Here is an 11,368-nt window from a genome sequence, read left to right as displayed (position 1 = left end):
TCGAAATCCCAACTCCGAAACGAGCCGCAGCCTGTCGAGCCGACATGCCCGCCGCAGACGCTTTCAAAACCCGTATTAGGAGATCATCGCTCAGGGCCTGTCCCATCATCCACTTCTCCGCTGTGGATGTTGAATCAGCTTCGGTCGCTCTCGTCACCTCACAATCGATTCATCAATCGCAGGACATGTCTAGGTCGACCGCGCGCCAGCGCGACCGCGACCATCAGCAGGACAAAGAGCTTTGAAAACAGGAGACAATCGCACATCCCTGTAGCCAAGAGAGAAATGGCGTATCGCACGGGAGACGCTGCGAGCGCCCAGGTGATAGAGCTTCGCCTTGTGGCTGAACAAGCCAACTTCGATCGCGCAGGCCCGCCGCGCCCGACAGCTGGCCAAAAACAGCGCCAGGAGCTACGACTGGGGCCACGCACGTGAGTATGTCGAGGGCATGTCGCGCATGCTGCAGCAGGACAAACCGGATGGCCACGTCTTGGCGACCGGCGAGACGACGAGTGTCGGCCAATTTCTCGAGCGGGCTTTTGCCGACGTGAACATTACTTTGGAATGGAAGGCGTCCGGCGTCGACTGGCTACGACTCCGCGTCCGGTGCCTGCCTTGTTGAAGTCGATCCTCGATACCTCCGCCCGACGGAAGTTGATCTTCTGCCGGTGATCCGACCAAGGCCCGCCAGAAGCTGGGCTGGCAACACAAGGCCCCGGTTCAGGAGCTCGTCGCCGAGATGGTGCGCGAGGATGTCAAGCACTGGAAGGCCCTGAACAGCCGGGAAGAGCTCTGAGTGTACGACTTGTCCAACAAGAAGATCTGGGTTGTCGGCCATCGCAGTATGGTCGGCAGTGCGCTTGTGCGCAGGCTCCGATGCCGTGCTCTGCGGCAGTGGCGTCAGTTAGCGGGTCGAACGAGGAGCGCGGATCGTGAACCCGCGAGCGCGCAAAAATACGGCATTAGCCGATGATGTTCATACTTCCACCAGGTGCCCGGATTGCGGTACCGAGGCTTCGGGGCATATGTTCCTGATGGTCCTGCTTGTCTCGAATATCTCACGCTTGACGTCTAAGCGTTCGCAGATCGAAAGGTGCGGGATGTGTCATCGTGTGGGTCGGTCCGTCATCGAGGGTTAAATAGACGCACCGATCACTGGGCCGCCACCGTCTCTTCGGATAACTTCAGCTATGGGACCATGCTCTTTCATAGCTCAGGGCCATTCCGCTCGATCAAGGTCCCCGATGGCCAATCACTCATTGAGCATCCTATTGGGAATACTACCAAAATTACGTTTTCACAGCGCGTCGGCGGGAGGTTGAGATAAACATCGGCAAGGGTGGATCGCACGCGTACCCCTTCCAAAACCGTCGCAAGACCATTTCGGCAGAGCCTGAGAACAAGGTTGCGCAACGCCTGCCGAACACCGCCGAACGCAAACCGAACGCCAAGTTGCTGCAGCACTGGGTAAACAATGCGCATCGAATTAATGCCGTACCCCTCAAGATCTGGACGCACGCCCCACAATCCAAGCTCGCATACGAGTAGATCGACCTCGCCAACCCGAACGAAACGACGCAACAACCCCATGTGAGCGGCCACACCGTGCGCATCATAGCCTATTACGCGAAGCTCGGGCCTAGCTCCTGACCAACTACGAGCACCTTCGAATGGAAGGGCGTTGTAAGCTCCAGTTGGCCCATAGGTCTTCCGAAAGAAATCTGCGAGCTCCGTGTGGTCAGAGAGCTCCAACTCGTTTTCCCAGCACACTTTCCACCGCACCTGAGGGCTCATACCTAAACCTCCACTTAATACTCTGTCCAGGCGTCGACAGAGCAACTACTTGATACGCACTCGTTGGGGCGCTTCTAATGGCACTGGTATAAGCTGGTGAAATCATTTGTTTGGATGGAACTCATCCGTCCAATGGATGCGTTCCAATCAATCGGCCTGCCATCGGCTGCCGACGCCAGATGAAGCGGCCGGGCTCCAACTTCTTCGTGAACATGCCGCCTTGTCCATCATGCTGGATCATCTTGATCAGGCATCCAGGACATTGAACTGAAAAGTTGACCATGACTGAGAGGCTCGCTACTCAGGCAGAAGCAAGCCAAAGACGTTTTCGGCGATAATCAGGCAAATTGTCGAGATCACATTAGAACCATCGGCGGAACCGGGCTGGTCTATCCCGGCGTCGAAAGTCGTCGAACGACCCGACCTGGCGGAGGGGTTTTTTCGGAATGTTCGGTTTGCGACAGTCTGATTCCACACAAAATGGGACGCGGCGATAGGCAGCAGCATTCTCCTGTTGAATCTGAAAGGGGTTCCCCTCGCAAAACGCCCTGGTTCGCTTTGGCTATCGCAGCCCATGGACCGGCACGCTGGGTATCGGCGAAGATTGCCAGAGGACATACTTGCCTGGCGATCCCGACCTCGGGAGAAGATGATGGGTACAGGAATGGATTCGCAGATCAGTGCGTTTCCGGTGCAAGCTTTTAGGACCCCGGACACAGCAAACGCCTCCCAGGACTGGCGAGGCGGCCGCGAGATCGCAATTTTCTCCTAGATAACGGTATGAGGTGATCGTCATACCCTGGTCACCGGATGCCGATCGTCACGCACATGGTCTGGTACAGAGCCGGCGGCGCCGATGAGCCCCCGAGGAAATACTTAGTGACTGGCACGGTTGTTGCGTCGTCTCACGAAAGACAGCCGTTAACGAGAGGTCACGATGATGGATGTATGCTCGATGGGGATGGTGTTGTGCGGTGGGTACCTTCTTGCTGCATCCGCAGGCAGACTCGGCGGCGCTGAGAATGTCTTATCTGACTCGCCTTTGTCCGCGGCTGATGTATCGAGTTTCGAGACTTTCATAGTTCGCAGCCCACCGACATCACTCAATCTGGATCCCTTTTATGCCAAATATGCTGACGCAGCGGGCATACCTATTATTTCGTCAAACAAGGTTCCAGACACGGCACTATTGATCTCACGTGACATTGTCCTCTACATGTTGTCAGAACGCCGTGATGTCCGCGATGCTTTAATCCAGGCTGGAGCGCGGGTGGGCGTCATGGCAATTGACGAGACGACGACTGATATTCCCGAGCAGCGGGATTGGAAGAAGCCTCTTCCCGATGATCCACGTCTCACCCCTGACGAGCGGCGGGATTACGCCAACACGATCGGCAAGATGACTGCCCGAGACTACTGGGCACAAAGGGCGCGCGGCATGGGCGGGCTCTACACGACGGGAGCTGTGGAGAATTTGATGGGCGTGCCGGGCACGCGGTATTACGGCGGGAACATTCTTGTTCACGAATTCTCACATAATATTTTCAACGCGCTGCGCACGGTAGATCCTGATCTCGTTGCACGAGTTGAACGTGCCTATTCGCACGCCTACGAGAAAGGCCTCTGGGCGTGTTCCTATATGGAGAACAACGTCGATGAGTATTGGGCCGAGGGCACGCGATTTTGGTTCAATACGAACTTGGCTTACAGCCGAGGCAATCTCACCATTGCCACATCAGAAGATTTCGAGGCTCACGATCCAAGCCTCTATAATATCATGGCCGAAGTCTACCGCCATGACCACCACATTCTGGCGGATGTCTATTACCGGCATTCGGCGAAGTCGCAGTAATGTCCTTTGGTATTGACTGCCGGCCTCATGCTGCAATCCCGCTGGAGACCCGAACTATCGCTGATCGTCCGTAATTTGTCAGAGCCAGCCATAAATTTGAGTTTCCGTTCAATTGAAGCGCCCATGTTGTTCCCACGGGTGCATACCAAGTACTTCGTGGCCGCTGGAATTGGCTCCTTGTGCAACATCGAGACCAAATGACCTGCCACTGCGAATTTCCTCCAGAATGGATTAGAGTCCGGCCCATTAAAGGACGGATGAATGAAGAAGCAGAGATTTACGGAAGAGCAGATTATTGCGGTGCTGAAGGAGCAGGAGGCTGGCGCGAAGGTGGCCGACCTCTGCCGCAAGCACGGAATTTCAGAAGCAACATTTTATAATTGGAAAGCCAAATACGGCGGCATGGAAGTCTCCGAGGCGAAGCGGCTGAAGGCGCTTGAAGACGAGAACGCGAGACTGAAGAAGCTGCTGGCCGAACAGATGCTGGATGCAGCCGCACTTCGCGAGCTTCTTGCAAAAAAATGGTAGGGCCTGCCGCCAAACGCGACGCCGTCGCGCATCTGAAGACCGTCATGGGTCTTTCGGAACGGCGGGCCTGCCAGATTATATCTGCGGATCGGAAGATGGTGCGATATCGGTCCTGCCGACCGCCGGAGGTAGAATTGCGAGCGAAGCTGCGCGACCTCGCCAATGAGCGACGGCGTTTCGGCTACCGGCGACTGTTCGTCCTGCTTCGGCGGGACGGAGAGCCGTCCGGCGTCAATCGCATCTACCGGCTCTATCGCGAGGAAGGTCTTTCCGTTCGCAAGCGGAAAGCCAGACGCCGTGCTGTCCGCACGCGTGCTCCGATTTCTGGTCGAGGCGAAGGCCAATGCCCGCTGGTCGCTAGACTTCGTGCACGACCAGTTCGCTTGCGGAAGGAGGTTTCGCGTGCTCAACATCGTCGATGACGTAACGCGCGAATGCCTGGCGGCGATCCCGGACACATCCATCTCCGGTCGACGTGTCGCCCGAGAACTGACGACGCTGATCGAACGACGCGGCAAGCCAGGAATGATTGTCTCCGACAACGGCACCGAACTAACGTCGAATGCCATCCTTGCCTGGTCGAAGGATCACAAGGTCGAGTGGCACTACATCGCGCCGGGAAAGCCGATGCAGAACGGCTATGTCGAGAGTTTCAACGGTCGGATGCGCGACGAGTTACTCAATGAAAGCCTGTTCTTCGGCCTCGATCATGCCCGCAGCGCCATTGCTGAATGGGCGGACGATTACAACCATTTCCGGCCGCACTCATCGCTTGGATACAAAACCCCGGCAGACTTTGCCGGGACCATCGCCGCAACCGGCTCCAACGCTGCGCAAGATGAAAGCTTCGCGTTTCCGCCGGTTGCTCACACCGCGCCACTTGGCGTACTCAAAACCGCCGGGGCTCTAGTCGCTGCTGGGTGAAAGTACCGTGGCAGGTCACTCGGGCAGCGGCGTGTTTCAATCCGATGGAGAAACCTCCGCAGTCAGTGGGGACACGATGGTCTATATAGCGCCGCACCAAAAACACGCGATCAAAAATAGCAGCCCTCAAACCAGCTTAAAGTTCCTTTCGATATGGTGGGATTGAATTGAGAGCAAACCAACATACTTTTTTTGCCTGCTCGGCGCCGCCGTGCCCGAACGGCAAGCTGCATCTTGGGCATATAGGTGGCGTGTACCTTCTCGCCGACGTGTTCGTACGCTACCACCGCATGGTAGGCAACGCGGCCTATCACGTGACAGGTGCGGACGAACATGGCACTTACACGCTGGTGAAAGCCCGAAAGCTTGGCAGGCCGGTTGATGACGTCGCACACATGCACATTGAAGAAATTCTGCAGTGTCTGCGGTCAGTTGATATTGAACCGGACGTATTTGTAAGGACTTCAAGCGAAGACCACAAAGACCGCAGCTTGGCGATCTACGACCAACTAAGAGCGTCCGGCTACGTTGAGCTGCGCGACGGAGAGCAACTGTATTGCGGGACGTGCGAAGAGTTCGCCGCAGACTCACTCGCGGTCGGAGAGTGTCCAGCTTGTAACGCGCCAACAGATAGTAACCTTTGCGAAGATTGCGGCTCGGCGCTGCAACACAATCTACTACGCAACCCGATTCACACGACATGCGGCCAGAGCCTTATCTTGCGCCCGATTCGACAGGTTCATTTTGAGCTTGAAAAATTTGCTCCGGGGCTCGATCACGCCATTGAGGCGAGCGGATGGCCGGAATCCATAAAGCGCAAAGAACTTGACTGGCTACGGTCAAAACTGATGGCATTGCCGATGTCGCGGCATTTCGACCGTGGTGTGACTTTGAACTCCCCGGTGGAGGTGGCAGGCCAAACTTTAATGACTTGGTTTGAAGGATTGTGGTGCTATGAGACAGGAATCGAACGCCTCTGCAAGCAAAATGGCGCAGATCTCGATGACACTATGCGCAACGCGAGCACGAGACTCGTATTCTTCATGGGTCAGGATAACCGGTTTTATTACACGATCGGCGTTACTGCTAGTTTGTTCTCGCGCGGTTATGCGATTCCATACAACCATGCAATTCAGGACTTTTATAAGCTCGAAGGCGCGAAATTTTCTACTAGCCGTGACCACGCTGTGTGGGCTGACGAGGTGGCAGCAGATATCGACACGAACGTGCTGCGCTACTATTTGGCTAGCATCGCCAAGCCATTTGGCGCAAACGACAACGATTTTCTGATCGAGGGGCTGCTTCAGACCGCGGCTAGAATTCGTGCTTTCGAAACGGCTTTGCGCAAGTACGCCGGATGTAACGAGACGCTGACGGCCGACAAGCTGACAGTCGAGCAGAACCACAATGTTAAACGATATTCCGAAGCGGTGCAGGACTTGCGCGTCTGGGATGCCATGGACGCCATAGACGCCTTTTTCGACGTTGCGTCTTTTTCAAGGGCAGATACCTCAGTCAGCGCAGCGGAAGTTTCCGTATTTCTAAGCCTTCTTAATCCTGTGACCCCGATGCTTGCGGCGCGGTATGGTGCTTTCTTTTTCGGAGCCGGATGGCGGCCGGGGCTCGATGGCGGCACTATCCGGCCAAGCACCGGCTTACGCAAACCGGTTGATTTCCCATTGTTTAGCGACCCGATTCCGGAAGCCTTCATAGAGGCTTATGAAAGACGATTGAGGCAAGTCCGGCCGAATTCTTAGCTTTTAATGACGGCAACCGCTTTGACGATCCCGAGGCGAGTAACGCGGACGCCGACCGGATGACGGCATCTCGATAGCGGAGAACGCAAGGCGGCAGTCGGGCGACCTACTTCGTTCCGAAAGGCCCACGACGGCTTTCTGGCGTGCGACGGCGTCGCGCTTGGCGGCGGGCCTTTCTATTTTTTAAGGAGCTCGGGAAGTGGGGCCGTATCCAGGATCTGCTCGGCGAGCAGTCTCTTCAGTGTGGCGTTCTCTTCCTCAAGCGCCTTCAGGCGCGTTGATCTTTTCATCACAAATTACTGGCACGCCACCAATATCTTGAACATGCTTCCAAACAGAAGGAGCCCGCCAGTCGATAGCCAGCGTACGGCAAAGCCTCTCCGGTATCGCGATATGATGAACCTACTTCCGCCCATCCGTTCACTAGCATTTCATGTCGCTCGGTGACGCCGCTCCACATCGCCTATTGCTAAGGTGCCATTCGATATTTAAAGTGGATTACCTGCAACTATAACGTCTATCGTAACTATGCGGCCTACTTAATTGATCACCAAACTAACCTAAGCCTTTTTGACGAACCTTCATTGGATCTATGCTGGAAGGTTCTGTACTGGAAAAATCGATTGTTTGGATATAAAATATCCGTTGTTTGGATGTGACTAAAGATGCGTTTCAAGGGCCTTGATCTAAACCTGCTCGTTGCATTGGATGCGCTCACGACCGAGCGCAACCTAACGGCTGCCGCACGTAGTATCAATCTAAGTCAACCAGCAATGAGTGCCGCCATTGGTAGGCTTCGGGACTATTTCCGCGACGAATTGTTTACAATGAATGGTCGAGAACTTCGGCTGACGCCCCGTGCCGAAGGACTTGCCTCGGCAGTGCGTGAAACTCTCTTGCAGGTACAATGCTCAATCATCTCTTGGGAGCCGTTTAACCCGTCGAAGTCTGACAGATGCTTTAGAATAGTTCTGTCCGATTTCATGATGCTGATATACTTCAATAAAATCATTGAGCGAGTTGCTCGAGAAGCGCCCGCAGTCAGCTTTGAGTTGCTGCCTTTGGATAGTGATCCGTACGAGATGCTTAGCCGCGGTGACGTCGACTTCCTCATCGTGCCTGAATTTTTTCTCTCGGGAGCACACCCGAGCGCAAAACTGTTCACAGAGAAGTTTGTATGTGTAGCCTGTTCGACAAATGTGGACCTACCTTCAGCGCTGACGATCGAGCAATATGTCTCCACGGGACACGTCGCTGCCGCGTTTGGGCGCTTTTTGAAGCCATCGGTCGAGGGCTGGTTCTTGCTCGAGAATGGTATTCAGAGGCGGGTGGAGGTCGTCGTGCAAGGGTTTAGCTTAATACCACCAGTCCTGCGTGGCACGAACCGCATAGCTAACCTACCGCTTCGCTTAGTCGAGCATTACGAAAGTACTTTCCCTTTGCGGATCATCAACCTTCCGTTACCGCTCCCCGTCTTCACAGAAGCTGTTCAATGGCCAGCGCTCCATAATGCCGATCCAGGGAGCATCTGGTTCAGGGAGATATTGGTTGAGGAAGCTTCCCGTATGATGTCCTCCAACGCACCTAAAATACATGGGTTGCTACAACAATCCGGTTCCTGACCAAGGTTCCTGCTTGAGTAAGATCCGCCCGAGCCCGAATAAGTTCAACAGCCACCAAAGAGGCTTTTCAAAGGTATCCATCCGGGGAAGGCCGCTGACCTTGCCCCCAAGTTTTATCCAGTTTTGAGTTCGCTCCGACGGTTTTAGGTTGCTGTATTTGCGGCGGTAGCGGCGGGTTGCGGTGCGGAGCAATTGTGGTCCCCCAGCACCCTTCGATTTGCCGCCGAAGGTGCTAGACAGCACGTCGCGCAATCGTCCGAAGGGCGGCCGATCGGCGACGGGCGTAGCGCTCAGCTTCGTCGATAAAATGTAACCGGTGCTCCGCTCCCACGTTGTCTTTCCTGCCATGATCTGTGATCGCCTTTCCATGGACGAGCAACGGGAGTTTCTCCATGGAGACTACATTGGAGGTTCTCACAACCAGGAAGTCTGGACGTGAGGTTCACCGGCATTGGCCGGATGACGTGAAGGCGCAGATCGTTTCGGAGAGCCTTCGGCCCGGCGCGATGGTAAGTGAGGTCGCAGAGCGGCATGGGTTGAAGCCGAACCACCTCTCCACTTGGAGAACGATGGCGCGGCAGGGTAAGTTGCTTCTGCCCGCACCCGAAGACCCGATGGAGTTTGCAGCGGTAATCGTTGATCCGCCCGTTTCGGAGCCGCCGATCAAGAAAGCCAGTCGCGCCGAGATCATCGTCGGTTCCGTCACCATTCGTCTGGAAGAAGGTGCGTCTGCCGCTCGGATCGCCGCTGTCGCGCGTGCCTGTGCGGCTCCCGCATGATCTTTCCATCCAACCGCGTGCGGATCATGGTGGCGACCAAGCCAGTCGACTTTCGCAAAGGCCATGATGGCTTGGCGGCACTGGTCAAGAACGAGCTACACAAAGACCCATTCACTGGAACTGTCTTCGTATTCCGGTCGCGCAAAGCAGATCGGTTAAAGCTGATCTACTGGGACGGCAGCGGTCTGGTGATGGCATACAAGCGGCTGGAGGAACACACGTTCACTTGGCCGGGCATCAAGGATGGCCTGATGACACTGGGCCATGCTCAGTTCGAGGCGCTGTTTGCAGGGCTCGACTGGCGTCGGGTCCGTGCGGTAGAAGCGAGAGCACCGGACGCCATCGAATAGATGCGGCACGATGACTCGGTCGGCAAATTCCGACGGCGAAGCGCCGCTGGTTTTGATAGGCTTCCACCATGTTGGACACCGCCGATTTCCCTGACGATATCGATGCCCTGAAGACGATGCTGATCGCGGCGCAAGCGCGTGAAGTTCGTAAGGATGAGCGGATCGAGCGACTGGAGAAGCTTGTCGCCGCATTCAAGCAGGCTGCCTTCGGTCGCAAATCCGAGAAGGCTGATCCTGAGCAGTTCGATCTCGCGCTGGAAGACCTGGAAACGACCATCGCTGCCATCCATGCCGAAGACGAGGCCGATACATCCTCGGGCAAGCAGCGATCCAAATCCCGCGCCGTCAATCGCGGCTCTCTTCTCGCCCATCTTCCTCGTATCGAAGAGATAATTGAACCGGAAAGCCTGATCTGCGCTTGCGGCGGTTGCCTGCATCGCATCGGAGAGGACGTGTCTGAGCGGCTGGATGTTATCCCGGCGCAGTTCCGCGTCATCGTCACTCGCCGACCCAAATATGCCTGCCGTGCCTGTACTGATGGCGTTGCCCAGGCTCCAGCGCCCGCACGACTGATCCAAGCCGGATTGCCGACAGAGGCAACCATCGCGCATGTGCTGGTGTCCAAATACGCCGACCATCTGCCGCTTTATCGACAGGCCCAGATTATGAGCCGCCAAGGCATCGATCTCGACCGTTCCACTCTGGCCGATTGGGTTGGTCGGGCGGCATTCGAGTTGCGCCCGGTCTTCGACGCTTTGATCGCCGATCTAAAGCGCTCGACAAAACTGTTCATGGACGAAACCCGTGCGCCGGTCCTCGATCCAGGCTCTCGCAAAACCAAGACCGGATACTTCTGGGCGCTGGCCCGCGACGACCGACCATGGAGCGGCGGGGCTCCACCCGGAGTGGCTTTCACCTACGCTCCCGGTCGTGGCGGCCAACATGCCGAACGGATATTGCGGGGGTTCACGGGCGTTCTCCAAGTGGACGGCTACGCCGGATATAATCGGCTGATCGCACCGGACCGTGTCGGCCCGGACATCCGGCTTGCCTATTGTTGGGCACATGCACGGCGCAAGCTGGTCGAGATCACTCGTACCGGCACAGCGCCGATTGCCGAGGAAGGCGTGGAGCGGATTGGTGAACTCTATCGGGTCGAGTCCGAGCTACGCGGGCTTCCCGCAGAAGCTCGCCTCGCCGGGCGACAGGAACGATCAGCGCCATTGATTGCGGACATGCGAACTTGGCTCACGCAGCATCGTGCCCGCGTCGCTGGCAAGTCGTCGCTTGGCGAGGCGCTCGCCTACATCGCCAAATATTGGGATGGCCTCTGCGTCTTCTTGACCGACGGTCGGATCGAGATCGACAACAATAGTATCGAGAGAACTATCCGGCCGATAGCGCTCAATCGGAAGAACGCTCTCTTCGCCGGGCACGACATGGGAGCACGGAATTGGGCAACCATCGCCTCGCTCATCGAGACGTGCAAGCTCAATGCCGTTGATCCACAAGCCTACCTCACCAGCACGCTCACCGCTATCGTAAACGGCCATAAGCAAAACCGGATCGATGAACTCCTGCCGTGGAATCATCCGGTTTAGTATGGTCAATCGCAAAATGACTGCAGCAATCAGACGCGAAGAGACATAGGAACCTTATCGTTCCGTCGGCTACGATTAACGCTATCTACGGGTTGATCTGATGTAAGCGGGAAGCCTAAATGCAAGTACGAATGCGGCTAGGTAAAATCCAAAGATGTGGA

Annotated in this window: 8 protein-coding genes and 4 pseudogenes; 8 read left to right on the top strand and 4 right to left on the bottom strand. The window is 56.1% G+C overall.

The genetic code is table 11. The features are described 5' to 3' along the window. Nucleotides 1-106 (bottom strand): annotated as a pseudogene (locus PYR71_RS30260) (IS630 family transposase); the annotation flags it as partial. Nucleotides 107-337: 231 nt separating this feature from the next. Here PYR71_RS30260 and PYR71_RS30255 point away from each other — a divergent pair. Further along, nucleotides 338-796, top strand: a pseudogene (locus tag PYR71_RS30255) (GDP-mannose 4,6-dehydratase). Nucleotides 797-1,206: 410 nt separating this feature from the next. Here PYR71_RS30255 and nodA read toward each other — a convergent pair. Then, nucleotides 1,207-1,794 carry a nodulation N-acyltransferase NodA gene (gene nodA, locus PYR71_RS30250; RefSeq protein ID WP_004679687.1) on the bottom strand — a complete coding sequence of 196 codons (588 nt, stop codon included), beginning with the start codon at nt 1,792-1,794 and terminating at the stop codon, nt 1,207-1,209. Nucleotides 1,795-2,731: 937 nt separating this feature from the next. Here nodA and PYR71_RS30240 point away from each other — a divergent pair. From PYR71_RS30240 to PYR71_RS30230, 3 genes and pseudogenes are all read left to right on the top strand, one after another. Further along, the gene (locus PYR71_RS30240; RefSeq protein ID WP_010034735.1) at nt 2,732-3,646 is read left to right on the top strand and encodes a hypothetical protein; all 915 of its coding nucleotides are present in this window, start codon (nt 2,732-2,734) and stop codon (nt 3,644-3,646) included. A gap of 261 nt (nt 3,647-3,907) precedes the next feature. Then, nucleotides 3,908-5,098: pseudogene (locus PYR71_RS30235) on the top strand (IS3 family transposase). Between the two features lie 167 nt (nt 5,099-5,265). After that, the gene (locus PYR71_RS30230; RefSeq protein ID WP_092755088.1) at nt 5,266-6,855 is read left to right on the top strand and encodes a class I tRNA ligase family protein; all 1,590 of its coding nucleotides are present in this window, start codon (nt 5,266-5,268) and stop codon (nt 6,853-6,855) included. 111 nt (nt 6,856-6,966) lie between these two features. On the opposite strand, the pseudogene PYR71_RS30225 reads toward PYR71_RS30230, so the two are convergent. Continuing rightward, nucleotides 6,967-7,133 (bottom strand): annotated as a pseudogene (locus PYR71_RS30225) (IS3 family transposase); the annotation flags it as partial. Nucleotides 7,134-7,520: 387 nt separating this feature from the next. On the opposite strand from PYR71_RS30225, the gene nodD2 reads away from it, so the two are divergent. Continuing rightward, nucleotides 7,521-8,477 (top strand): transcriptional regulator NodD2, encoded by a 957-nt coding sequence (gene nodD2 / locus PYR71_RS30220; protein ID WP_004677768.1) that lies wholly within the window; start codon nt 7,521-7,523, stop codon nt 8,475-8,477. Here the strand turns inward: nodD2 and PYR71_RS30215 are convergent. Continuing rightward, complete coding sequence (locus PYR71_RS30215; RefSeq protein ID WP_092755094.1) at nt 8,457-8,825, bottom strand: hypothetical protein; 369 nt, start codon at nt 8,823-8,825, stop codon at nt 8,457-8,459. The genes nodD2 and PYR71_RS30215 overlap by 21 nt on opposite strands. A 44-nt stretch (nt 8,826-8,869) precedes the next feature. Between PYR71_RS30215 and tnpA the strand changes: the two genes are divergently transcribed. The 3 genes from tnpA to PYR71_RS30200 all read left to right on the top strand — a co-directional run bounded on the left by tnpA (nt 8,870) and on the right by PYR71_RS30200 (nt 11,207). Beyond that, a complete protein-coding gene (gene tnpA / locus PYR71_RS30210; protein ID WP_011053358.1) occupies nt 8,870-9,256 on the top strand; it encodes an IS66-like element accessory protein TnpA in 387 nt (128 codons plus the stop codon). Then, entirely contained in the window at nt 9,253-9,606 is a 354-nt protein-coding gene (gene tnpB, locus PYR71_RS30205) for an IS66 family insertion sequence element accessory protein TnpB (protein WP_011053359.1), read from the top strand. The genes tnpA and tnpB overlap by 4 nt, the downstream gene beginning before the upstream one ends. A gap of 68 nt (nt 9,607-9,674) precedes the next feature. Continuing rightward, nucleotides 9,675-11,207 carry an IS66-like element ISRel8 family transposase gene (locus tag PYR71_RS30200; RefSeq protein WP_011053360.1) on the top strand — a complete coding sequence of 511 codons (1,533 nt, stop codon included), beginning with the start codon at nt 9,675-9,677 and terminating at the stop codon, nt 11,205-11,207. Nucleotides 11,208-11,368: the final 161 nt, after the last annotated feature.

Origin of the sequence: Rhizobium mulingense (assembly GCF_029194105.1) — a bacterium.
Lineage (GTDB): Bacteria > Pseudomonadota > Alphaproteobacteria > Rhizobiales > Rhizobiaceae > Rhizobium > Rhizobium mulingense.
Note: the sequence above shows the minus strand (reverse complement) of the source record. Positions and strands in the feature narration are given on the sequence as shown.

Excerpts from the sequence above, each read along its gene's own strand:
- tnpB (WP_011053359.1), top strand. The coding sequence starts at position 9,253 with ATGATCTTTCCATCCAACCGCGTGCGGATCATGGTGGCGACCAAGCCA.
- PYR71_RS30240 (WP_010034735.1), top strand. The coding sequence starts at position 2,732 with ATGATGGATGTATGCTCGATGGGGATGGTGTTGTGCGGTGGGTACCTT.
- nodA (WP_004679687.1), bottom strand. The coding sequence starts at position 1,794 with ATGAGCCCTCAGGTGCGGTGGAAAGTGTGCTGGGAAAACGAGTTGGAG.
- tnpA (WP_011053358.1), top strand. The coding sequence starts at position 8,870 with ATGGAGACTACATTGGAGGTTCTCACAACCAGGAAGTCTGGACGTGAG.
- PYR71_RS30215 (WP_092755094.1), bottom strand. The coding sequence starts at position 8,825 with ATGGCAGGAAAGACAACGTGGGAGCGGAGCACCGGTTACATTTTATCG.
- PYR71_RS30200 (WP_011053360.1), top strand. The coding sequence starts at position 9,675 with ATGTTGGACACCGCCGATTTCCCTGACGATATCGATGCCCTGAAGACG.
- nodD2 (WP_004677768.1), top strand. The coding sequence starts at position 7,521 with ATGCGTTTCAAGGGCCTTGATCTAAACCTGCTCGTTGCATTGGATGCG.